The sequence below is a fragment of the Streptomyces sp. NPDC001401 genome, from assembly GCF_042895385.1.
Taxonomy (GTDB): Bacteria; Actinomycetota; Actinomycetes; order Streptomycetales; family Streptomycetaceae; genus Streptomyces.
Genome location: NZ_JBIAWI010000030.1, coordinates 14,749 through 36,557, shown reverse-complemented (window position 1 = coordinate 36,557; position 21,809 = coordinate 14,749). Strand labels below are relative to the sequence as shown.

Genomic DNA, 21,809 nt, shown 5'->3' with positions numbered 1-21,809 from the left:
AAATAGTCGCACCGATCCGGGTGATGCCGCTGGGGTCGAGGCTGACCCGGCGCAGGGCCTTGAAGGTGACCTTGAGCAGGGCGTTGGCCCGCTCGGCGACCGCATGGACGCCTCGGATGACCCGGTTGAACGCCTGCTGCTCGTCGTCGAGTTCGCTGCTCTTGGGCTTCTTGACCGGGTGACAGAAGCCGTCGCCGGCGTTCTCGTAGCCGAGGTCGGTCAGGGTGGGAATGTCCAGAGTGGATGCGAGCCGGTTGAGGGCGTCGACCAGGCCGTGGGCGCGGGCGCAGGTGGTGTCATGCTCGCGGCCGGGGCGGACCGGGGAGACCCAGATCGGCCAGCCGTCGGGCGCGGAGATGACCTGGACGTTGCCGCCGTGGTGCTTGTGCTTCCCGGACCACCAGAGGTCGGCGCCTTTGGGGCCGGGGGCGGCGACGCGGTCAGTACGGATGACGGTGCCGTCCAGGTTGAGATGGGTGTAGCCGGCGGCCGCCGCCCGTTCCAGCGCGGCGGACAGATCCGGGGCGTGGTCGGCGAGCACCGTCAGCCCTTCGTGCAAGTAGCGGTACGCGGTGGGCACCGAAACCCCGTTGTCCCGGGCGAGTTGGGCCAGCCGGGTCCCGTCGACGAACCACCGCAGCACCAGGACAACCTGCTTGAAGACGCCCAGAGCGCGGGTCCCCCTGCGGGTGCCGAGCCGTTCGCGGTGCTCGCGCAAGAGTTGGGCGAGAGTCTCGGCGGTCGCCCTGCCGACGTCGAGTGTTGCGGTGTAGGTGATACCGGTCAACGCGTGAAGCCTCTGGGTTCCGGAACGTGATCTTCGCAGACCTGTTCCTACCAGGGGCTTCTCGCGTATCTGATGCCGGATCAAGCCCGTCTGATGGCCTGGCCAGCCAGGAAGATCGCGGATCTGTCGGACGGGCGGCACGGGCCAATACTCTGAGTCCCGTCCGCACTATCTGGGAGAGTCATGACAAGTAGGTTCACCGAGTTGGTCGTTGACTGCCACGATCCGGAGAGGCTCGCGGCCTTCTGGTGCGAGGTCCTGGACTTCAAGGTGATCGACCGGAGCGAGGGCAAGGTCGAGATCGGCTCCTGGGTGCCGACTATCGAGGATGTTCGGGCCCGCCAGATGCCGCCCACCTTGGTGTTCATCCAGGTGCCCGAGGACAAGACTGTGAAAAACCGGCTTCACCTCGACGTCAGCCCGATCGACGGCAGCACCGAGGACGAGGTGACCAGATTGCTCGGCCTCGGCGCCACCAAGACGGACGTGGGCCAGGGCCCAGACCGAAACTGGGTAGTCATGGCAGACCCCGAGGGCAACGAGTTCGACGTCCTACGCACCCTGGCACCGCAGACCTAGGCCGCGGACACCCGCACCCCGTCACACACCGCAACCGCTACGTTGCCGAGAAGACCTCACTGACGCCCGCTCACTCGTAGCAGCACCACTGATCGCGGTGCGCAGGCTGGCGCACGCCCGTCTGCGCCGGGCCCAGGCCGGGGAACGCTCCACCGGGATCGCCCCGACACCTGGGCCCTTCCGCTGCCGCACCACCCGGACGCCGCACAGCAGATCAGCCGAACAACAAAGGACCTCGATGGACAAGACAGCACCCTCTGCAGCCCGGCCGTCGCCGATATCGGCGACGGTGCCTCTGTGGCCGTCGGCGGATTCGGTCTGAGCGGCATACCCAGCACCCGGCTCGCCGCACTCCATGAGCAAGGAGCCCACTCGCTGCGGGTGGTGTCCAACAGCTGCGGTGCCGACGACCACGGACTCGGCATCCTGCTGGGGGCCGGCCGTATCGCCCGGGTCAGCGGCTCCTACGTCGGCGAGAACAAGGAGTTCGCCCGTCAGTACCTCTATCGGCGAACTCGAGGTCGAACTGGTGCCACAGGGCACCCTCGCCGAGCGCCTGCGTGCCGGCGGATGCGGCATCCCCGCTTTCTACACCCACGCCGGCGTCGGCACCCCGCTCGCCGACGGCGGCATCCCCAGGCGCCACCACGCCGACGGCAGCATCGTCATCGCTTCGTCGGCGAAGGAGACTCGGGCCTTCGGCACCGCACCTTCGTCATCGAGGAAGCAATCACCTGCGACTTCGCACTGGTACGGGCCGCTCGCGGAGGCCGGCACGGCCACCTCGTCTTCGACAAGTCCGCCCGCAGCTGCAACCCCCTTGCCGTCTTGGCGGGCAGCGTGACCATCGCCGAGGTCGAAGAACTGGTCGAGCCGGGAGCCCTGCGCGCGGACGAGATTCATCTGCCCGGAGTGTTCGTGAGCGCGTCGTACCGCTCACCGAACAGCAGGCGTCCGACAAGCAGTTCGAGAAGAGGACGGTGGCCGGCTGATGGTCTGGAACAGGAACGAGATGGCCGCCCGCGGGGCGGCCGAGCTGCACGATGGCGACTACGTGAATCTCGGCATCGGACTGCCCACCCTCGTCCCCGGCTTCATACCCGAAAGCGTGCACGTGGTGCTGCACTGCGAGAACGGCATCCTGGGTACCGGCCCCTACCCGTCTCCCGATGCTGTGGATCCCGACCTCATCAACGCCGGCAAGGAAACCGTCACGGTGCTGCCCGGCGCCTCGTTCTTCGATTCCGCGCTCTCCTGACATTGGTTCCTCGCGTTCAGGCTTGGCGGGCGTAGGACGCGAGGCGATCGGCGAGCGCGATGACGAGGTTGCGCAGTTCATCGGGGCGCTCGATGACGAACGGCCGGTCGAGTGAGGCGAGTACCGGAGGCAACCAGTCGAGCCGCTCCGCCCGCAGCTCGACGCGCAGCCAGCGCTCGGTCGCCCGGTCCTCGCCTGCCACGGGCGCGTACTCCTCCAGGCTCGCGACGCTGACGGGAAGGCGGGCGCGGATCTGCTCAGCCGTCCCGTGGATCCGCAAGGTCACCTTGTGCCGGTACTCGGCCGTGGCGAAGGCTGACAACAGGCGATGTGCCGGATCGGGACCCGCGGGCGCTTCGAACGAGCCGGGCAGGGTTCGTGCGTCTGTGATGCGGTCGAGCCGGAAGGTTCGGTCCTCGCCGATCCGGGCGTCCTGGCCCGTGACGTACCACCGGCCCGCATGGGCGACGATCCCGTACGCGTGCAGCGTGCGTTCGCTGCGCCGTCCGTCACGGTCGGTGTAGCGGATCGAGACCGGTCGGCGGTGGCGCGCCGCATCGGCGATGGTGAGCAGGACCTCGGCGTTCGGGGTGTCGAAATCACTGGGCTGATCCGTGAAGGCGACGGCCTCCAGGAGTGTGTCGAGCCTGCGGGCGATGTGCTTGGGCAGCACCCGCCGGATCTTCGCCGATGCCGTCTCGCTCGCCGTGCGCTCCGTCGTCGTCAACCCCGCTCGGCGACCGGCGATCAGGCCGAGCAGCACGGCCAGCGCCTCGTCGTCGCTGAGCATGAGCGGAGGCAAGCGGTACCCGGGGGCGAGCCGGTACCCGCCGTAGCGGCCGCGCACCGATTCCACGGGCACGTCCAGGTCGATCAGCTGGTCCACATACCGCCGCACGGTGCGCCCTTCGACGGCGAGCCGCTCGGCGAGTTCCGCCACAGTGCGGGTGCCGCCCGACTGCAGCAGCTCCAGGAGTGTCAGCACGCGGCCGGTGGGTCGAGGCATGTTCGCAGCCTAACGCGAATACAGGACCGATTCTGTCCACTATTTCCCCTAGCCTGCGCAGTGCACGCCTCCAGCACAGCCAAGGGGATTCCATGGACTTCGTCTCGATCCGCATCATCACCAGCGACGTCGCGCGCCTCGTCGAGTTCTACGAGCGAGCCACCGGGGCGCAGGCGACGTGGGCCACCGAGGACTTCGCCGAACTCAAGACCGCGGGCGCCACTCTCGCGATCGCCGGCACCCGCACCGTCCCGCTTTTCGCCCCGGGCTCTGCCCGCCCGGCGGACAACCACAGCGTGATCACCGAGTTCCTCGTCGACGACGTGGACCGCGTACACCAGAACCTGACCGGCTTCGTCACCGACTTCGTCACCGGGCCCACCACGATGCCCTGGGGCAACCGGTCGCTGCTGTTCCGCGACCCCGACGGCAACCTCGTCAACTTCTTCACCCCCGTCACCCCGGCGGCCATCGAAAAGCTCGCACGCTGACGCCACGCACAGCCGCTCACGCGGGAGCCCTGAGATGCCAGGGCTCCCGGTGAACGCGCCCGCCGAGTCCGGGAGCGCCACCGGCAGGGGACATCGGAACGCACCGCTGACCCCCGAAGGACGTCTGCGCCTGTGTCTGCGGATCGACGCCGGACGTCCGACAGCGCACACCAAGCACGGGCCGGCCCGGCTCGCCGCCGACCTGCAGCGGCTGCACGGCCTCACACGCGCGCCCGCGACCGTCCACCGCATCCTGGTGAGGCGAGGACTCAACCGGCTCCGGGACCTCGACCCACCGACCGGCGAGCAGCTGCGCGAGGTCATCCGCTAGGGCCACAACCGGGTCGGCGACCTGGTCCACGTCGACATCAAGAAGCTCGGACGCATCCCACACGGCGGCTGGCGCATGCACGGCGTCGGAACCGGCGCCGCCCGCGCCTCCAAACGCACCGGGCCGGGCACCGGGAAAGTCGGCTATACGTACCTGCACCCCGCGCTCGACGACCACTCCCGGCTGGCCTACGCCGAGGCCCTGGAGGACGAGAAGGCCGTGACCGCAGTCGCCTTGGTACCGGGCCGTCGCCTTCTTCGCCGCCCACGACATCACGCAGATACGCCGCGTCCTGACCGATAACGGCTCCTGCTACCGCTCCCGGACATGGGCCGACGCGCTCGCCGCGGCGGGCACGAAGCACAAACGCACGACGCCCTACACCCCGCGGACGAACGGGAAGGCCGAGCGCTACAACGGCACGCTGGCCCGGAATGGGCCTCCTCCCAGCCGAACTCCTCGGCCGCCTTGAGGTAGGCGTTGACCTGGCGGGTCAGGAAGAGCTGGCCGGCTTTGGTGAACCAGTCGGCCGAGCCGTTCTCGACGGAGATGGCCGCGGCGACCTCGTCGGCGCGGGCGGAGCGCAGGGCGTCGTAGCACCGGATGATCTCCTGCTGCTCCTCGGGTGTGGTGCGCGGCCAAAGACAAGACCTCCGCCAACGTGCCCGCGGCCGGCGTCTCCGGCAACACCGGCGGCATCCGCCTGCTCTCCCGAATCGCTGCCACAAGCCCCCGCGTGACCAATGCGCGGACCGAACCGGCCACCGCACCGAGGTGACAAAGAAGCCCCCAGGAGCTGAGTCTTTGTGAGCACTGCCCGAACGCGCGGTCCTCGCGGTCCTACGGTCCGGCCATGGACACGAGCCGCAGCAGAGGAACAACCGCGAAGACCCTGCGCAGCGCCGTGCTGGCGGTGCTGCTGACCACGGGGGCGATCACCGTGACCGCCCCGGACGCGCAGGGGGACAGTGCGCGGACCGAGATGCCCGTGGCGTCGACGAGTCCGGTCGCCGGAGTGAGCGAGTCGGTGGTGCGGGTGAAGATCCCGCTGCCGGCGTCCTTCGGCGCCCGCCCGGCCGCGTGCGACTGGCTGTCGTATCTGCGGTACCGCTCCTCCGACGGGCCGCGGGCGTCCGCCGACGCCGACCGGATCCTCGTCGCCCAGCCGGGCATCCTGGAGGGGGCGGGAGCGTTCGACAGCGTCGCCCGCGACACCGTGGCGCGCGCCGCCGAGCAGGGGCGGCACATCGAGTTCTGGGCCCTGGACCGGCGCTCCAACTGCCTGGAGGACCGCACCGGCATCGCCTCCGGCGACCAGCACACGGCCGTCGACTACTACTACCGCGGCAAACGGGTCGACGGCCGCACCTTCGCCGGGTTCGTGGGCAACGACCGGCTGGGCTGGATGGCCAAGCTCGGCATCGAGCAGACCGTGCGCGACCAATACGACCTGCTCGCCGCCGAGTTGCCCGGCCAGGCGCTGCGCAAGCGCAAGGTGCTGTGCGGAGGACACTCGCTCGGCGGCGTGATCACCGGCTACTTCGCCGCCGCCGACTTCGACGGCGACCCGGGCACCACGAGCGACGCGGGATACAACCAGTGCGCCGGCTACTTCGCCCTCGACACCACCGTCTCCACCTCCCTGGGCGACCTGAGCGGCAGCACGCCGGACGACACCAACCTGCCGGACGTGGGCCTCGGTTACGGCGCCGTACAGACGGGTCTCGACAGCGGGGTGCTGCCCCGCTCGCTGTCCGCGCCGGTGCTGCTCAACCCCGAGACCATGACCCTGCTGGCCATCGCCGGCGTGGGCGCCGTACAGGCTCCGGGCGCCGAGGCCGACCTGCCGTCCTATCTGCCCGCCAACACCAACATCGAGGCCACCAACCGCTTCCTGTTCTCCAAGGACACCGCCACCTTCCTCACCGGCTCTCCCGCGGTGAAGGACTTCCGGCTCACCAACGCGGCCGTGCTCGGGGCGCTGCTGGACGACAACTCCGTACCGCTGGCCTTCCTGCAGAGCAGCGTCGGCTTCTTCGACGGCGGGCCCATCACCGACAAGAACTTCCCAGCCGCCAACGGCAGTTCACAGCAGCCGGGACTGTTCGGCGTCGAGTACAAGGCGATCCCGGCCCAGCCGCACGGCCCGCTCTACACATGGCGCAATTACGACCGTGTCGGCGCCGCCGACGACCCCGGCTACCGGTCGGCCGACGGCAGGCCGTTCACCAATGCAGGCAAGGAGGTCACCGACATCGGGGAGTTGGCCCGCAGCCTGGCCGAGCAGCCGCTGGACTTCACCGAGCAGTACTTCCCCACCAAACTGGTCACCGACCTCGAACTGGCCACCTACCCGCAGGTGAAGCAGCTGGTCGTGCACCCCGAGGGGCTCACCGCCAACCCGACGCTCACCGTGCTCGCGGGCGACGGGCTGCTGGCGGGCCGCATCCCGGCCGGCCTCCACCCGGTGGTCGCCGACGGCTACCAGCACCTCGACGTGCTCACCGCGGCGCCCGTGCAGAACAACGGGCGGCCCGAACCCGTCTCCACCCACCTCGCGCAATTCGCAGAGGATCCCAAGTAGCGCTGCCCGCACAGCTGTTGGGCCCGGGAAGGAGATCCTCCCGGGCCCAACGCTCATGGCCTGCCGCACTCAGATCTTGCCCGCGGCGAAGGCGGCCGCCGCGTCCGCGTCGGAGGTGTAGCCGAGGTGCGCGAGGACGTCGTTGCCGCCGTTCTCGCAGATGGGGTCGCCCTTGGCGCAGAAGTCGATGGTGCGGCTCTGGTAGCTGCCGGTGACGCTCTTGCCGAGGGCCCGGATCGGATTGCCGAACAGCAGCACCGCGGCGACCTTCGGTTCGAGTGCGGCGGGAATGGTGGCCACGATGGGGCTGCCGACCACCGCGCCGTCGCTGCTGATTCCGATGGAGTTGTCGACGACGTTCGCGCCCTGCGAATAGCCGACGAGCACGAAACGCTGATTCGGGCAGGCCGCGGCCTGGCTGTTGACGTGGTTCACGAGGTCGGCATTGCCCTGGGCGGCCGAGGTGAGGGAAAGGTCCGCGGGGTAATTCACCTTGTAGCTGGTGAGGTTCTTGCCCGTCAGCTTCTTCTGCAGGGCGGAATACACCGGGTCGCCGACGATCGCACCGAGGGTGCCCGGCTCGAAGGTGCCACGAGCTGCGACGACGTCGATGTCCGGGCAGGTGGCGGCGGATGCCGTGGGTGTCGAGACGGTGGCCAGTCCGGCCGCCCCGCCGGCCAGCGAGAGCGCGGCGAGGCACAAGCGAATACGCATGGGGATCCTTTGGAGGGTCGGGCGCGCTGTGCGCCTGCGGAAAAGGACGTCCCGAACGTATTCGCTTTTTCTGACGGGGTGTTATGTATGGGAATTCAGAAGTTTCGCGGTTTCTTGAGCTGAGGTGAGTCGGCGGGAATTGCCTACGCGGAGGGCGTTTCCTGGTCCCGTAGTTCCTCGGCGCGCAGTGCCAGGATGAGGTCCAGGCGGGTGCCGGGGTCGTGCAGGGCGTCCCCGAAGAGCTTCTCCAGCTGGCGCAGGCGGTAGCGGACCGTCTGCGGGTGGATGTGCAGGCGGGCGGCGACGTCGGGCACGTTGCTGCCGCTGAGCAGCCAGGCCAGCAGCGTCTCGGCGAGCCGGGGCCGCTGCCCCTCGGAGGCTGTCTCCAGCGGTGCGAGGGCGCGCGTCTCCAACTGGGCGAGCAGCGGCTCGTCCCCGTGCAGCAGCAGGGTCGAGAGGTGGTCGGCGCACCGCACCACGCCCTGCCGGGGCAGGATCCCGCGTCCCATCAGCCGCAGTGCCCGGGCGGCCCAGCGCAGCGACTGCGCGGCCTCGGCAAGGGGCACCGTCGGGCCGATCGCGGCCGGGCGGCCGCGCAGCGCGAGAGCGAACGCGCGGCCGCCGAAGCGGCCCGAACCGTCCGGATCGGGCAGCAGCATCCGCGGCGGCCGGGACTCCACGTCCACCAGCGCCCCGGCGGCCGCCAGCGGCCGCTCCTCCTCGCCCCGGTCCGGGCAGGCCGCGAGCGCGACGACCGCCACCTGCCGGGGCACCGACCAGCGGGCGCCGTGCGCCAGATCCTGTACGGCCTCCAACGGCACCGGCCCCTCGCCCAGCAGCAGATCGAGCAGGCGCCTGCGCCGCCGCTCCAGCTCGCCCGTGCTGCGCAGCCTGCCCTCCGCATAGCCGGCCGCGGCCGCCTCGGCCACCTCGTGCACGGTACGGAACGCGAGCTCGCCCAGCGCGGCCACCACCGCCGAGTCCAGTCCCAACTCCTCCGCCGTACGGCCCATCAGCCGCCAGGCGTGCATCCCCCCGATCCGCAGCGCGGACTGCAGGGCGTCCAGACTGCGGTCCTCCAGGGCCACGGCGCGCCCGAGTTCGTAGTACGTCGACGCGATCGCGTCGCCCCGCCCGCGCGGGTCGGCGATGTGGTCGACGAACAGGGTCAGCGCCTGCACCACCCCGGCCCGCAGGTTCCTGGCGTACATCCCGTCCGCGGGGCCCGCGTACTCGGGAACCTGGCTGCGGACCTCGTCCTCGACCTCGTCGGCGACCGCTTCGAGCTGGGCACGGAGCAACTCGGCGAGGTCGGCCGGCATCGAGGGGGATGCCGGACCGGCGGGCCCGCCGTGCGGGGTGGGGACGGCCATCGCGGACACTCCTTCCAGCCGGAGGCGGCTCACCCGCGGAGTGTTTCCCGTGGGACGAGGGACAAGTCCTGTGTTGGACGGACGGTCCCTGCGCTCCGTTCCGTGCCCCGACGGCACCGACATCACTCCGGCAGTCCCAGTGCACCGGCGAGCATCGGCCACGACGCGGTGAACTCCGGTTTCCAGTACGCCCAGCTGTGTCCTCCGCCTGCGTAGAAGTGGGTGGTGACAGCGATCCCCAGGCGGGTGAGGGCGTCGGTGAAGCTGTGGGCGGAGGGCCACAGGGCGCTCTCCAGTGCCTCGGGCAGCCAGTCGCCGCTCCCGCCGACCACTCCGCTGCCGTTGGAGACGTACAGGGAAGTGCTGCGCAGCCCCGCGGCGCGGGCCCGCGGGTTGAAGTCGCGCCAGGTGAGGAGGTTCAGGACCGGGTTGCCCCACAGGGACAGGGGCGCCAGGTTCTCGCGGGCCACGATGGCGGCGACCAGGGTGGGCACGCCGGGCGCGGTGGTGTCGAGGATGCCGCTGTAGGAGGCCGCGGCGGCGAAGGCGCCCGGATGGCGGGCCGCGTGCGCCATGGCGCCGTAGCCGCCGGTGGAGACCCCGGCGACCGCCCGCACCCCCGAGGCCCGGTAGTCCCGCTTCAGCATCGCCTGCACCTCGGTGAGCTGGAACGTCTCGTAGTCGGGGCCGCTGAGCCAGGCGGTGGGGATGCCGGTGGGGCCCCCGTCCGGCATCGCCACGATCAGGTCCCTGCCCGCGGTGAAGGGCTCGATGTCGGTCTCCCGGGTCCAGGACGTGTAGTCGTCGTGGGCGCCGTGCAGCAGATACAGCACGGGGTAGGTGCGGCCCGTCTGCGTGTCGAAGTTCGACGGCAGGATCAGCCGCACCGGGGCGCTGCGGCCCAGGGCGGCGGAGGCCACGGACACATCAAAGGTGCGCGGCCCGAGCTGCGTCGCGGCCCGCGCGGTGCCGGCGACGGCGCCGAACAGGGTGGCCAGACCGGCGACAGCCGCGGCCTTGGTGACGGCGCGCCGGGACACTCCGGTGGTGCGGTGGGGGTGGGGCATGGCGGCTCCTGGGATGGGTTCAGCGGGTCTGCTCGGCGAGCTCCCGCCGCAGCCGGGCGGCGATCTCGTCGACGTGCGGCGGGTCGAGAAGGGAGAGATGGTGGCCGCCGACCCGTACGACGGTCAGCCGCGGGCACACCTCGTCCCAGCCCAGCGTCTCGTCGTCCCGCTCGTAGGCCGGGTCGCGCACGGTGTGCGGAGCGGGCTCGACGGCCCGGTACAGGACCACGCGCCCGTCGTAGCGGCCCGGCCGGTGGGCCTCGCCGATCCTCAGGTCCAGGTAGGAGGAGCGCTGGTGCTCCAGGACGGCAGCGGGCACGTCGGCGGCCTCGCGCAGGGCCCGCAGCACGGTGTCGATGCGCTCACCGTCGTCGTCCGCCGCCACGAGCTCGTCGTACGGCAGCTCCAGCCGGACCCCGTAGGTGTCGGCGACGTGGCGGGCGAAGCCCGTGAAGTGCGCGCGGATCCGGTCGTCCGGCGTGTGCCCGGGCCGGGCCAGGGGCCGTACGGAGTCGATGAGCACCACCAGCTCCACCTCCCGCCCGGCGGCGGTCAGCTGCCGCGCGGTCTCCTGGGCGACGAAGCCGCCGAAGGACCAACCACCCAGCAGACAGGGCCCGTTGGGGTGGGCGGCGGCGATGACCTCGGCGTAGCGGCTTGCCTTCTCGGTCACCGTACGGGCCTGTTCGACCCTTTCCAGCCCGTACACCGGCCGGTCGTCTGCGAGCCGGTCCGCCAGCGCCCGGTAGACGTCGGTGGTTCCGCCGGCGGCGTGCACGAGGAACAGCGGCGGGCGGGAGCCGCCGGCGCGCACAGTACGCAGAGGTGTGCCGTCCCCGGCCGGGAGCGCTTGCCCGATGCGCTCGGCGAGTTGCTCGACCGTGGGGGTGCCGAGCAGCTCGCGCAGCTGGAGTTCGATGCCGAACTCGCGCTCCAGGGCGGTGCGAATGCGGACGGCCATCAGGGAGTCCAGGCCGAGGTCGGCCAGGGCGGTGGAGGGGGTGATCCGGGTCGGGGTATGGCCAGTGACGGCGGCGATGTGGTGACACAGCCGGGCGGTGACGGAGGCATCAGGCGGCGCGGTGACCGGTTCCGCCGGGGCGGCGGCGGTGCTCGCCGTACGCCCCCCGTCCGTCCACCAGTGCCGCACGTGCCGCCAGCGCGGCGCGGGCAGGTCGATGACGCGACCGGACGGCAACGGCAGACGATGCCCCGCCGTGTACAGGGCCCCCAACTCGCCCAGGAACGCGGCCAGGTCGTCGCCGTCGCGGCGCAGCGTGCCGACGGTGAGGGCGCCGGGCACGGTGTCGGCGACGGCCCGCAGCAGTACCGGGTGGGGCGAGATCTCGACGAAGGCGGTGTGGCCGTCGGCTGCGGCGGCCGCCACCGCTCGCTCGAGGTGTACGGGCCGCCGCAGGTTCGCGGCCCAGTGGGCGCCGTCGAAGTTGGCCTCGCCGCGGGGGTCGTCGAGGACGGTGGAGTAGACGGGGATGTGCGCTTGTCCGCCCTCGACGTCGGCCAAGGCATGGGTCAACTCCGGTAACAAGGTGTCGACTTGGGGTGAGTGCCCGGCGCCGACGACCCGCATGGCGCGGGCGGCCCGCCCCTCCTCCTCCAGCCGCCGCACCAGCCGGGCCACCGCAGGCTCCTCGCCGGTGACCACCTTCTGCCCGGGGGAGGAGTGGACGGCGACGTGGACACCGGGGAAGTCCCTTTGCAGGGCGGCGAGTTCGGCGTCGTCGACATCGACGACGGCCATGGCGCCGCCCCGCAGCCGAGCGAGCAGCCGGGCCCGTACGGCGACGACGCGCGCCGCGTCCGGCACGTCCAGGGCGCCCGCGCACACCGCGGCGGCGACCTCGCCCATGGAGTGGCCGATGACGGCGGCGGGTTCGACGCCGTAGGAGCGCCACAGCTCGGCGAGCGCGACCTGGAGGCCGAACAGGACGGGCTGGGCGACCTCCAGCCGGTCGAAGCCGTCGCCGGAGGCCAGGTGGTCGTAGAGGGAGAGCCCGCATTCCGGGGCGAGTTGGGCGTCGAGCTTCTCCACGGCGGAGGCGAAGGCGGGTTCCTCGGCCAGCAGCCGGCGGCCCATGCCGGCCCACTGGCTGCCGTACCCGGAGAACACCCACACCGGGCCGCGCCCGATGCGATCACCCTCGCCGGTCAGGGCCCGGGCGTGGGGCCGGCCCTGCGCCAACACCCCCAGCGCATCGGCGAGTTCACCACGGTCACCGGCGGCGACGGCAGCCCGCACGGGTCCGCGGCCGGCCCGTCCGGCGAGGGTGCGGGCCACGTCGGCCAGGCGCGCCTCACCTGCCGGGGGTGTACGGAGCCAGTCGGCGAGCCGGGCCGCGGTGTCCCGGAGGCGTTCGGTGTCGACGTCGGAGAGGAGGTGGAGGCGGGCGGCCGGTTCCTCGGCGGACGGCGGCGACTGGACGGCGGGCCGCCATTCCTCCAGCACCGCATGGGCGTTGGTGCCGCCGAAGCCGAACCCGGAGACCCCGGCGGTGGCCGTGCCGCGGTACCGCGGCCACGGCTCGGGCTCGGTCACCACCCGCAGCCGCTCGTCGTCCAGGGCGCTGCCGTCCGCGCAGTGCAGCGAGGGCGGAACGACGTCGTGGTGCAGCGCCAGCACCGTCTTGACCAGCCCGGCGACACCCGCGGCCGACTCCAGATGACCCAGGTTGCCCTTGACCGAGCCCAGCAGCAGCGGCTGGTCGGGATCCCGGCCCGCAGCGAGGACGGCGCCGAGCGCGCCCGCCTCGATCGGGTCGCCCAGCGGGGTGCCGGTGCCGTGCGCCTCGACGTAGTCGACACCGGACGGGTCGAGTCCGGCCCGGGCGTAGGCGGTCGCCAACAGGGCTTGCTGGCTTGTCGGGTTGGGTGCCAGGAGGCCGTTGGAGCGGCCGTCGGAGTTGACGGCCGTGGCGCGGATGACGGCCAGGATCCGGTCGCCGTCGCGTTCGGCGTCGGACAGCCGTTTCAGGAGCACCACCGCGCATCCCTCGCCGCGTCCGATGCCGTCGGCCGCCGCCGAGAACGGCTTGCACCGCCCGTCCGGCGCAAGCGCCCCGGCCCGCCCGAACGCCACGCCGATCGTCGGCGAGAGCAGCACATTGACGCCCGCGGCGATCGCCATGCCGCTCTCGCCCGTGCGCAGGCTGACGCACGCCTGGTGCACGGCCACCAGCGAGGAGGAACACGCGGTGTCGACGGCCATGCTCGGCCCCCGGGTGTCCAGCACATACGCCACCCGGCCAGCGGTCACACTCAGCGCCGCACCCGCCGGGGCCCACGGGTCGACGGCGCCCGCATCGGCGCCGGTGAGCCGGCCGTACTCGGGGGCCGAGACACCGACGAAGACCCCGGTGTCGCTGCCGGCGAGCGAAGCGGCCGGGACGGCGGCATGGCCGAGCGTCTCGAGGACGACCTCCAGCAGGATCCGCTGCTGCGGGTCCATCAGCGCGGCCTCACGCGGAGTGATCCGGAAGAAGTCGGCGTCGAAGCCCGCGATGTCGTCGAGATAGCCGCCGTAGGAGGGAGCGTCGGCGGGCGGAAACGCGGTGAAGTCCCGCCACCGGTCCTCGGGGACCCGCCGGATCGCGTCCACGCCCTCGCTCAGCAGCCGCCAGTAGTCGCCCGGGCCGTGCACGCCCCCGGGCAGCCGGCAGCCGACCCCGATGACGGCGACGGGCTCGCCCAAGTCGGCCGATGCAGAAGCCGGTTGGGTCACCGGCGAGGCCTCCGCCTCGGCGGCGCACAGACGGGCCACCAGCGCATCGCCGGTCGGCGCCTCCCACAGCAGCGTCGCCGGCAGCTCACGCCCCGCGAGCCGGGACAGCTCCCCGGCCAGGATCACCGCGTCCCGCGAGGACATGCCGAGGTCGGCCAGCGGCCGGTCCATCGGGACGGCCTCGGCGGCGGACCCGTTCCACGCCGCCACCCGCTGCGCGATCAGCCGCTGCACCGCGCCCTCGTCGACCGCTCTCACCGCGCACGCTCCGCCGCGTACGCGCCCTCCAGATACCGCTGACGGGTCAGCGCCCGCGACACCTTGCCGCTGGAGGTGCGGGGCACGACGCCCGGCGCGACGAGGACGACCTCGGCCAGCCGCAGCCCATGCCGGCCGGAGACGGCGGCGCGCACGGCGCCCACGACGGCCGGCACGTCCATCTCGGCGAGGCTCGTGGCCCGCACATGCTCGGCCACGACGACCACCCGCTCACCCGCGCCGCCCGGCACGCCGAAGGCGGCCAGCCGGTCCCGCCGCACGGTCGGATGCGCGTCCTGGGCCGTGGCCTCCACATCCTGCGGATAGTGGTTGCGGCCGTCGACGACGATGAGGTCCTTGAGCCGGCCGGTGACGATCAACTGCCCGTCCAGCACCGTCCCCAGATCACCCGTGCGCAGCCAGCCGCCCGGCCCGGCGTCCGACTCGGCGCCGAAGACGAGCCGGGTCTGCCGCTCCTGATTCCAGTAGCCGCGGCCGACGTTGGGGCCCTGCACCCGGATCTCCCCGACCTCACCCTCGGACAGGACGGCCCCGGACACGGGATCGACGATGCGGACCCGCTGGCCCGCCGGAGCGCCACAACCCGCCAGCAGCACCGCTCGCGGATCCTCCGCCCGCGCGGGCAGAGCTTTCCCGGAGGCGAGGGCGTCGCGGTCGAGCGCGAACCGGCACAGCGGCCGGCCGGGCCGGGCCGCGCTGACGAACACGGTGGCCTCGGCCAGCCCGTACGACGGGCAGTGGACGTCCGGCGACAGCCCCTGCCCGGCGAAGGCGGCGTGGAAGCGGTCCACCGTGCCCGGACGGACCGGCTCACTGCCGTTGATCAGCGCGGCGACCTGGTCCAGCCGCAGATCCGCCTTCTGCGCCTCGGTGACGACGGAGGCGCAGTAGTCGTAGGCGAAATTCGGCGCGGCGCTCAGCGCGCGCGGATGCGTGGCGAGCAGCCGCAGCCAGCGCACGGGCTCGTGCAGGAACGCCACCGGCTCCATGAGCACCGACAACAGACCACGCACCACCGGGGCGGCGACGCTCAGCACGAGCCCCATGTCGTGGTACAGCGGCAGCCAGCCCACACAGGTCACCGGGTGGGCGTCCGCGCCGTAGGCGGCCAGCGCCTGACGGGCGTTGGCGACGACGTTGGCATGGGTGATCTCCACGCCCGCCGGGGTGCGGGTCGAACCGGAGGTGTACTGCAGATAGGCGATCTCCGCGGCGTCCGGCATCACGGGCCGCCAGTCCCCGGCGGCGGCGTCGGGCACCCGGTCCGCGGCGACGATCCGCACCGCCGTGCCCTCGCAGAAGTCCCGGACCTCGTCCAGGGCGCGGCTCGTCGTCACGGCGACCGCCGGGCGCGCGTCGGCGAACACGGCCGCGAGCCGGTCGCCGTGCCCCGGCAGGCCGGGCGGATACAGCGGTACGGCGACCAGGCCGGCGGCGAGGACCGCCAGGAACGCGGTGACGTACTCCGTGCCCTGCGGGCACAGCAGCGCCACCCGTGCTCCGGGCTCGGCCTCCTCGGCGAGCCGGGCGGCCAGCGCCCGCACCCGCAGGTCGAGGCGCCGCCAGGTCAGGGTGCGGTGCACGCCGCGCGAACCCGGGGCGGGATGGTCGACGAAGGTGAACGCCCGGCGGTCGGGGGTGGTGTCGGCCCAGTGCCGCACGTACTCCGGCAGACTCCGGAACGCGGGCGCGAGCGGGGGGCGGCGGCTGTCCATGGGGCATGGCTCCAAACGTCGCGGGGTACGGCTTGCGGATCACAGCAGTCGCAGTGGGCGATCCGGGCGGGGAAGGCACCGGTCAGAGCGGGATGTTGCCGTGCCGGCGCTCCGGCATCGCGGCACGCTTGCCGCGCAGCGCGCGCAGGGCGCGGCAGACATGGGCGCGCGTGTCGCGCGGGGCGATGACGTCGTCGACGTAACCGCGCTCGGCGGCCAGATAGGGCGTCCCGTAGGTGCTCTCGTACGCGGCGACCAGACGGGCCCGCAGCGCCTCGGGATCGGCGGCGGCGGCGAGCTCGCGCCGGTGCAGCACGCCCACCGCACCCTCGGCGCCCATCACGGCGATCCGGGCGGTGGGCCAGGCGAGGTTGATGTCGGCGCCCAGATGCTTGGAGCCCATCACCGCATACCCGCCGCCGTACGCCTTGCGCACCACCACCGTCACCTTCGGCACGGTTGCCTCCGCGTAGGCGTACAGCAGTTTCGCGCCGCGCCGGATGATCCCGGCCTGCTCCTGGCGGACCCCGGAGAGATAGCCCGGCACGTCGGCGAAGGTCAGCAGCGGGACGCCGAACGCATCGCAGAACCGCACGAACCGCGCCGCCTTCTCGGAGGCGTCGATGTCCAGAACACCGGCGGAGTGCAACGGCTGATTGGCGACGACACCGACGGACCGGCCCTCGACCCGGGCCAGCGCACAGATGATGTTGGGCGCGAACAGCTCCTGCACTTCGAGGAGTTCACCCTCGTCGACCACCGCGCGCAGAACGTCCCGCATGTCGTAGGTCTGCCCCAGCCGATCGGGCACCACCTCGTCCAGCCACGCCCCGCCCGCCGCCGGCCCCGGGGCGTACTCCGGCGGCCGCTCGAGGTTGTTGGCGGGCAGATACGACAGCAGATCCCGTACGGTGTCGAAGGCTTCCTGCTCGTCGGCGGCGAGGAAGTGCGCGTTGCCGTTGACGGCGTTGCTGGTGCGGGCGCCGCCCAACTCCTCGGCGCTGGTGCGCTCGCCGGTGACCGCCTCGATGACGTCGGGCCCGGTGACGAACATGTGCGAGGCGCCGTCCACCATCACGGTGAAGTCGGTGATGGCGGGGGAGTAGGCGGCCCCGCCGGCGCACGGCCCGAGGACGACCGAGAGCTGTGGGATCACCCCGGACGCCCGCACATTGCGGCGCACCAGCTCGGCGTAGAGCGCGAGCGAGGCGACGCCCTCCTGGATGCGGGCGCCGCCCCCGTCGTTGAGCCCGACGACCGGACAGCCGATCCTCAGGGCAAGATCCATCAGCGCGACGGTCTTCTCACCGAAGGCCTCGCCCATGCTGCCGCCGAAGACCGTCGAGTCCTGCGCGAACACGCAGACGGCACGGCCGTCGACCGTGCCGTGCCCGGTCACCACCCCGTCGCCGTACGCGCGAGGGGCCGCGTCCCCGGCGGGCCGGGCCCGCACGAACAGGCCGGTCTCGGTGAAGGAGCCCGCGTCCAGCAGCCGCTCGATCCGCTCCCGGGCACCGAACTCGCCACGCCGTCTCGGCCCGCCCGAAGACACGGCCTGCGCCCGACGGCCCTCCAGCTCGGCGATGCGCCCGGCGGTGCGGTCGGGAACGCGCGTCGCCGTCTCCCCGGCGCAGGATGTTGTCGCCTCTCGCGTCACAGCCACCTCCGAAGTGGCTTTCGAATATGGCAGCGACACAGGGCCGGCACAGGGGAATCACTGTTCTATTTGCGGGAGATGAGTCCCGCGGTGCGGGTGTTGCTCCGTGCGTGACAAGCACATGGTGAAACCGGGAGGCAGCACGTATGGAGGGTCACTCGGCCGGACGGCGTCCAGCGGGGTCTTGTGGGTCGGGTACTCGGCGATCGTCTCGAAGATCAGGTCGATCGCCTCCGCGGGCGGGTGGGCGGAGGCCGGCGCCACCACCGCCCCGCATGCGCGCAGCCGACACACAGCGCACCCTGGTGCTATGGCCGACGCACAGCCCATCGTGATCTACCCGCCAGCCGAGGACGGAGGCCGGCGGGTGCGTGTGGGCGACCATTTCCGCGGGATGGCGTACGGGCTGCTGGACGTCGTCGAGTTCCTGCGCCTCGCGGGTCTGGAGGACGTCGACGAGGCGTGGGTGCAGCAATCCGGGCTGATCGAGTGGCGGGGCGGCGGCCCGGACGTGTGGAAGCGCTGAACGCGACGCGGTCAGAACCAGTGCAGGCAGTGCGGGGAGCGCTCGGCGCGGAAGAGGGCGTCGGCGAGGGGGGCCGCGCCCGGGTGGTGGGCCCTGATGTGGCCGGCACGCACGAGCGTGCTTGGGGCGGTACCGCCGAGGTAGATCGAACCGAGGTCGCTCACGTCCAGGGACAGGTCGGGCTCCCGGTCCGTGGGGACGCAGTCGGCCTTGCTGTCGCGGACGGTCAGCAGGTAGCGGCCGTGCTCGCCGAGGAACGGGTCGGTGACGTCGAGGACGAGCTCGCCGTCCATGAACCAGCCGCGCGCCGTCAGCGCGCGCGGGACATCCAGCAGCCGCACCCAGAGCCAGTCGGTGTGGTTGCTCACCTCGCCGGCGCGGAAGTCCGCGAACTGCCAGCGCAGCGGGTGATCGGGCGGGAAGTGCTTGAACACGACCTGAGCGACCAGGTCGTGTTCGAGCACGAACCGGGCCAGGGCCGTGAAGACGCCGTCGTCGGTGGCGATGGTCTCGTCGACGGTCAAGGTGTAGTCGGGCTCGCCGGTCGCATAGCTGGCGTAACCGTCCGGGACGCCGTCGGAGTCCCGGTGGACGGCGACGTAGCGCGGCGCCGGAGCGATCGGGGGCTGCCCCGCGCTCAGGGCCCACCAGCGGTGCGGGCGGGACAGCGCGCCGGGCTGGGCGCGGCGGTAGCGGTCGTAGACCTCTTCCAGGATCTCGCGGCACTCTGCGCGCCGCAGCACCTCGATCGTGCCGGTGTCCGAGGCGGTCGGCGGCGCATCGGCCGTTCCGTGCGCCCGGGGGACGGCGAGCGCTGCCCGGTGGCGCGGCACCGTCAGCCGCTGCGTATAGGCGGCCGGTCCATAGCCGAACCTGCGGTAGATCAGGGCCTCGGAGGCCAGCAGTACGGAGAGGAACTCCCCGCGGGCCCGCAGCTCGGTGAGCTGATGCCGCATCATCGCACTGAGCACGCCCTGACGTCGGTGCGAGGGCAGGACGCCGACGGCGGTCACCCCGGCGGCCGGGGCGAGGATCTCACCGGGCAGCGTGAGCTCGAAGGCGTACGCACCGGCGGTGCCGACGGGCCGCCCCTCCGCCGTCACGGCGAGCAGGCAGCGGTCCATCTCGAGTGCCGCCCACCAGACCCCGCCACCGTCCTCGTCGGGGGTTTCCGGGAAGCGCCCGAACGCGGCAAAGAGGGTGTCGACGAAGACGTCGTGGTCCTGGTCGGTCGTGGGACGGATCTCCATTGCTGCTACTGCCTCCCCGGGAAACCGGCACCACCACTGGTGGCGCCTCGCCACAGTGCAGCGTTGGTCCGTGGCCCGGGTCAATCGAATTACCGCCGGGTTCGACGGCCTGTCACCGCACAGGACGGGACCCGTCCGAGACAGGGCTCGCTGTGTTCAACTGCCTTACAGAGAAGGGGCATTGGACCGAAATCCACCCTGTACTGGGCTGTGACGACGGCATTGGCGCCGAAGAGCTCTGCCCGGCGACGCCGGTGGAGTCGCCGTACTTGTGCTGACCTGCGTCCCATGGCTCAGGGGCGTTGATGGTGTTGCAGGCCGGCGTTCGGGTCGGAGCGGGTGCGGGAGCGGAAGGTGCGACGGTAGGTGTCCGGGGGCACGCCGACCGTGCGGTTGAAATGGCGACGCAGTGTCGTGGCGGTGCCCATACCGGAGGCCGCCGCGATGGTCTCGACACTGTCGTCGGTTGTCTCCAGCAGCTCCTGGGCGTGGCGGATCCGCTGTGTCAGCAGCCATTGCAGAGGGGTGGTGCCGGTCGCCGACCTGAAGTGGCGGCCCAGGTGGCGCGAGCTCATCCGCGCCCGGCGGGCCAGGTCCTCCACGGTCAGCGGATGGTTCAGCCGTTTGATCACCCAGGGGAACAGCTCGGCTAGCGGGTGGTTGTCCGGGGCGGGCACCGGGGCGGTGACGAACTGGGCCTGGCCGCCGTCCCGATGCGGCGGCACGACCAGGCGGCGGGCGACCGCGTTGGCGATCGACGAGCCGCGGTCGAGGCGGACGAGGTGCAGGCACAGGTCCATGGCGGCGGCTTTACCGGCCGAGGTGAGCACGCTGCCGTTGTCCACGTAGAGGACATCCGGGTCCACCTCCACCTTGGGGTAGCGGGCGGCCAGGTCTCGAGTGTGCGCCCAGTGCGTGGTCGCGCGCCGCCCGTCCAGGAGGCCGGCGGCGGCCAGCACGAAAGCTCCCGTGCAGAGGGAGGCCACGCGTGCGCCCGCCTCGTGGGCCGTGCGCACCGCGTCGACCAGGTCGGCGGGCGGCTCCTCGTCGACGTCGGCCCAGCCCGGGACGATGACGGTGTCGGCGCGCGGGAGCCGGTCGAGGCCGTGATCTGGCTCCAGCCCGAACCTGCCGGCCCGCACGGCACCCGGCCCGCAGACGACGAGGTTGTACCAGGGCCCTGCCAGGCCGGCCGGGGCGGAGCCGAAGACCTCGTACGCCATGGACAGTTCGAAGTGCAGCATCCCGTCGGTGACGGCCAGCGCGACAGTGTTCACGTCCGGAATTGTACGGGCCATGGCGTTCCGGACACTCGCACAGGGCGCTCGCCCCGGACAGGATGTCCACGACAGATCGCAACAGATCATTTGAGTACGGGGGAGAACCCATGGGATCGGGACTCGAGGTGGCGGTGTTCGGTGCGTACGGGCACACCGGGCGCTTTGTGGTGGCACAGCTGAGGGAGCGCGGGTTCGTCCCGGTTCTCTCCGGGCGGGATGCCGACAAGCTGAAGGTGCTGGCGTCCGAATCCGGACTGGACGACCGCCCGGCGTCGGTCGACGACCCGGCCTCGCTCGATCGCGCACTGGCCGGCGCGGCGGCCGTGATCAACTGCGCCGGGCCGTTCGCCACGACGGCCGCCCCCCTGATCGAGGCGGCACTGCGCGCCGGGATCCCCTATGTGGATGTGGCGGCCGAGATCGAGGCCAACGTCGACACGTTCACGCACTTCGCGGACCGCGCCCGCGCCGCAGGAGCGGTGATCGTCCCCGCGATGGCCTTCTACGGTGGCCTCGGCGACCTGCTGACCACCGCTGCGATGGGCGACTGGACGGCTGCCGACGAGGCGCACATCGCCTACGGGCTGAGCAGTTGGCACCCCACCCCCGGGACGCGCACCGCGGGCGCGGTCTCCCGGCAGCGGCGGGGCGGCGGACGCGTCGTGTACAGGAACGGGCGGCTGGAGCACCGCCACGACAACCCGCCGACCCTGGAGTGGCTCTTCCCCGAACCGATGGGCCGCCGGGCCGTCATCGGCGAGTTCACGATGACCGACGTCGTCACCGTTCCCAGCCACCTGCCCATCCCCGAAGTGCGCACCTACATGACGCTCGAGGCGGCCAGGGACGTGTCGGCCCCGGACACACCGACACCGACCGCGGCCGACGAGAGCGGGCGGTCCGAGCAGAGCTTCCTCGTCGACGTCGTCGTACGCTCCGGCGGCAGCGAACGACGCGCCGTGGCGAAGGGCCAGGACATCTACGCCGTCACTGCGCCGCTCGTGGTGGAGGCGGTCGACCGCATCGTCACGGGACGGACCAGGACGGTCGGCGTCGCCTCGGCCGGCGAGATCTTCGACGCGCCCGACTTCCTCCGCGCACTGTCCCCACACATTTCTCTCGACCTGCGTCAGTAGCGGGCACACGGTCACGCTGCGCGTCGGACCGGGACGACGA

General features: G+C 72.0%; 16 protein-coding genes and 3 pseudogenes. 9 read left to right on the top strand and 10 right to left on the bottom strand.

Features of this window, described 5'->3' with window-relative positions; all coding sequences use genetic code 11:
• Positions 1-7: 7 nt before the first annotated feature.
• Positions 8-787 (bottom strand): annotated as a pseudogene (locus ACFY10_RS51830) (transposase family protein); the annotation flags it as partial.
• A gap of 183 nt (positions 788-970) precedes the next feature.
• Between ACFY10_RS51830 and ACFY10_RS51825 the strand changes: the two are divergent.
• From ACFY10_RS51825 to ACFY10_RS51815, 3 genes and pseudogenes are all read left to right on the top strand, one after another.
• Entirely contained in the window at positions 971-1,366 is a 396-nt protein-coding gene (locus tag ACFY10_RS51825) for a VOC family protein (RefSeq protein ID WP_390672409.1), read from the top strand.
• Positions 1,367-1,604: 238 nt separating this feature from the next.
• A pseudogene (locus tag ACFY10_RS51820) lies at positions 1,605-2,358 on the top strand (CoA transferase subunit A).
• Positions 2,358-2,621: pseudogene (locus ACFY10_RS51815) on the top strand (CoA-transferase); the annotation flags it as partial. The pseudogenes ACFY10_RS51820 and ACFY10_RS51815, both read left to right, overlap by 1 nt.
• A 19-nt stretch (positions 2,622-2,640) precedes the next feature.
• Here ACFY10_RS51815 and ACFY10_RS51810 read toward each other — a convergent pair.
• Positions 2,641-3,630, bottom strand: coding sequence for a helix-turn-helix transcriptional regulator (locus ACFY10_RS51810; protein WP_390672408.1), 990 nt, complete (start codon positions 3,628-3,630; stop codon positions 2,641-2,643).
• Between the two features lie 92 nt (positions 3,631-3,722).
• Here ACFY10_RS51810 and ACFY10_RS51805 point away from each other — a divergent pair, with 92 nt between their 5' ends.
• The 4 genes from ACFY10_RS51805 to ACFY10_RS51790 all read left to right on the top strand — a co-directional run bounded on the left by ACFY10_RS51805 (position 3,723) and on the right by ACFY10_RS51790 (position 7,036).
• Positions 3,723-4,121, top strand: a complete 399-nt coding sequence (locus tag ACFY10_RS51805; RefSeq protein ID WP_390672407.1) for a VOC family protein — start codon at positions 3,723-3,725, stop codon at positions 4,119-4,121.
• Positions 4,122-4,155: 34 nt separating this feature from the next.
• Positions 4,156-4,452, top strand: a complete 297-nt coding sequence (locus ACFY10_RS51800) for a hypothetical protein (protein WP_390672406.1) — start codon at positions 4,156-4,158, stop codon at positions 4,450-4,452.
• A gap of 75 nt (positions 4,453-4,527) precedes the next feature.
• Positions 4,528-4,755, top strand: a complete 228-nt coding sequence (locus ACFY10_RS51795; RefSeq protein ID WP_390672405.1) for a hypothetical protein — start codon at positions 4,528-4,530, stop codon at positions 4,753-4,755.
• 550 nt (positions 4,756-5,305) lie between these two features.
• Positions 5,306-7,036: a hypothetical protein gene (locus ACFY10_RS51790; protein WP_390672404.1), complete on the top strand. Its 1,731-nt coding sequence runs from the start codon at positions 5,306-5,308 to the stop codon at positions 7,034-7,036.
• 69 nt (positions 7,037-7,105) lie between these two features.
• Here the strand turns inward: ACFY10_RS51790 and ACFY10_RS51785 are convergent, their stop codons facing one another.
• From ACFY10_RS51785 to ACFY10_RS51760, 6 genes are all read right to left on the bottom strand, one after another.
• Entirely contained in the window at positions 7,106-7,750 is a 645-nt protein-coding gene (locus tag ACFY10_RS51785) for a cutinase family protein (RefSeq protein WP_390672403.1), read from the bottom strand.
• A 143-nt stretch (positions 7,751-7,893) separates the two neighbouring features.
• Positions 7,894-9,123: a PucR family transcriptional regulator gene (locus ACFY10_RS51780; RefSeq protein ID WP_390672402.1), complete on the bottom strand. Its 1,230-nt coding sequence runs from the start codon at positions 9,121-9,123 to the stop codon at positions 7,894-7,896.
• A gap of 122 nt (positions 9,124-9,245) precedes the next feature.
• Positions 9,246-10,190, bottom strand: a complete 945-nt coding sequence (locus ACFY10_RS51775; protein ID WP_390672401.1) for an alpha/beta hydrolase — start codon at positions 10,188-10,190, stop codon at positions 9,246-9,248.
• Between the two features lie 19 nt (positions 10,191-10,209).
• Positions 10,210-14,184 carry an acyltransferase domain-containing protein gene (locus ACFY10_RS51770; RefSeq protein ID WP_390672400.1) on the bottom strand — a complete coding sequence of 1,325 codons (3,975 nt, stop codon included), beginning with the start codon at positions 14,182-14,184 and terminating at the stop codon, positions 10,210-10,212.
• Positions 14,181-15,920: a fatty acyl-AMP ligase gene (locus ACFY10_RS51765; RefSeq protein WP_390672399.1), complete on the bottom strand. Its 1,740-nt coding sequence runs from the start codon at positions 15,918-15,920 to the stop codon at positions 14,181-14,183. Before ACFY10_RS51765 ends, ACFY10_RS51770 begins: the two co-directional genes overlap by 4 nt.
• Before the next feature lie 82 nt (positions 15,921-16,002).
• The gene (locus ACFY10_RS51760) at positions 16,003-17,577 is read right to left on the bottom strand and encodes an acyl-CoA carboxylase subunit beta (protein ID WP_390672456.1); all 1,575 of its coding nucleotides are present in this window, start codon (positions 17,575-17,577) and stop codon (positions 16,003-16,005) included.
• A gap of 310 nt (positions 17,578-17,887) precedes the next feature.
• On the opposite strand from ACFY10_RS51760, the gene ACFY10_RS51755 reads away from it, so the two are divergent.
• Positions 17,888-18,103, top strand: coding sequence for a hypothetical protein (locus ACFY10_RS51755; protein WP_390672398.1), 216 nt, complete (start codon positions 17,888-17,890; stop codon positions 18,101-18,103).
• An 11-nt stretch (positions 18,104-18,114) separates the two neighbouring features.
• Here ACFY10_RS51755 and ACFY10_RS51750 read toward each other — a convergent pair whose 3' ends face one another.
• Both ACFY10_RS51750 and ACFY10_RS51745 read right to left on the bottom strand, forming a co-directional pair.
• Positions 18,115-19,353 carry a GNAT family N-acetyltransferase gene (locus ACFY10_RS51750; protein WP_390672397.1) on the bottom strand — a complete coding sequence of 413 codons (1,239 nt, stop codon included), beginning with the start codon at positions 19,351-19,353 and terminating at the stop codon, positions 18,115-18,117.
• A gap of 293 nt (positions 19,354-19,646) precedes the next feature.
• On the bottom strand, positions 19,647-20,630 hold the full coding sequence (locus ACFY10_RS51745; RefSeq protein WP_390672396.1) for a helix-turn-helix domain-containing protein: 984 nt from the start codon (positions 20,628-20,630) through the stop codon (positions 19,647-19,649).
• 110 nt (positions 20,631-20,740) lie between these two features.
• On the opposite strand from ACFY10_RS51745, the gene ACFY10_RS51740 reads away from it, so the two are divergent.
• Positions 20,741-21,769 carry a saccharopine dehydrogenase family protein gene (locus tag ACFY10_RS51740; RefSeq protein ID WP_390672395.1) on the top strand — a complete coding sequence of 343 codons (1,029 nt, stop codon included), beginning with the start codon at positions 20,741-20,743 and terminating at the stop codon, positions 21,767-21,769.
• Positions 21,770-21,809 lie beyond the last annotated feature (40 nt).

What these genes read in the sequence shown, in the direction of transcription:
- ACFY10_RS51765 (WP_390672399.1), bottom strand. Translation starts at nt 15,920, where the DNA reads ATGGACAGCCGCCGCCCCCCGCTCGCGCCCGCGTTCCGGAGTCTGCCG.
- ACFY10_RS51810 (WP_390672408.1), bottom strand. Translation starts at nt 3,630, where the DNA reads ATGCCTCGACCCACCGGCCGCGTGCTGACACTCCTGGAGCTGCTGCAG.
- ACFY10_RS51800 (WP_390672406.1), top strand. Translation starts at nt 4,156, where the DNA reads ATGCCAGGGCTCCCGGTGAACGCGCCCGCCGAGTCCGGGAGCGCCACC.
- ACFY10_RS51750 (WP_390672397.1), bottom strand. Translation starts at nt 19,353, where the DNA reads ATGGAGATCCGTCCCACGACCGACCAGGACCACGACGTCTTCGTCGAC.
- ACFY10_RS51825 (WP_390672409.1), top strand. Translation starts at nt 971, where the DNA reads ATGACAAGTAGGTTCACCGAGTTGGTCGTTGACTGCCACGATCCGGAG.
- ACFY10_RS51785 (WP_390672403.1), bottom strand. Translation starts at nt 7,750, where the DNA reads ATGCGTATTCGCTTGTGCCTCGCCGCGCTCTCGCTGGCCGGCGGGGCG.
- ACFY10_RS51755 (WP_390672398.1), top strand. Translation starts at nt 17,888, where the DNA reads ATGGCCGACGCACAGCCCATCGTGATCTACCCGCCAGCCGAGGACGGA.
- ACFY10_RS51790 (WP_390672404.1), top strand. Translation starts at nt 5,306, where the DNA reads ATGGACACGAGCCGCAGCAGAGGAACAACCGCGAAGACCCTGCGCAGC.
- ACFY10_RS51795 (WP_390672405.1), top strand. Translation starts at nt 4,528, where the DNA reads ATGCACGGCGTCGGAACCGGCGCCGCCCGCGCCTCCAAACGCACCGGG.
- ACFY10_RS51780 (WP_390672402.1), bottom strand. Translation starts at nt 9,123, where the DNA reads ATGGCCGTCCCCACCCCGCACGGCGGGCCCGCCGGTCCGGCATCCCCC.
- ACFY10_RS51740 (WP_390672395.1), top strand. Translation starts at nt 20,741, where the DNA reads ATGGGATCGGGACTCGAGGTGGCGGTGTTCGGTGCGTACGGGCACACC.
- ACFY10_RS51805 (WP_390672407.1), top strand. Translation starts at nt 3,723, where the DNA reads ATGGACTTCGTCTCGATCCGCATCATCACCAGCGACGTCGCGCGCCTC.
- ACFY10_RS51775 (WP_390672401.1), bottom strand. Translation starts at nt 10,190, where the DNA reads ATGCCCCACCCCCACCGCACCACCGGAGTGTCCCGGCGCGCCGTCACC.